At 60.7% G+C, this 359-nt stretch carries 1 protein-coding gene; it reads right to left on the reverse strand.

Features of this window, described 5'->3' with window-relative positions; translation table 11 throughout:
• A partial coding sequence (locus tag AC1D0P_RS32485) for a hypothetical protein (protein ID WP_477680480.1) occupies positions 1–298 on the reverse strand: 298 nt, incomplete at its 3' end.
• Positions 299–359: the final 61 nt, after the last annotated feature.

The raw sequence follows: 359 nt of genomic DNA on the forward strand, positions 1-359 counted from the left end.
GTCCGACATAGAGCGAGGTCAGTGTCGGCCAGGCCAGCGCCAAGGCAAAATATCCGGCGAAGAGAGCAAAACCGAAGACCAGCAGCCGATGACTTCCCGAAAGGCCCGGCCTGACAACGAACACGGCCATCACCAGCACTTCAAGCCCGGCGCAGAGACTGAACAACAGTCCCACATCGTCCTTCGAGCCGAGCTGTTGGGCGACAACGATCGCCATCGCATTTGAACCCATGAACATCGCCGTATGAAATGCCGACAGTGCCAGAATGGCGGGCGCCGCCTGCAGGACTGTGGCCATGGTCAGCGCCTGTCGGGTTTCCGCATCGCCAGGCAGGACCTGAATGCGGCTGACGATCACG

Source organism: Polaromonas sp. P1_G2 (genome assembly GCF_056405515.1).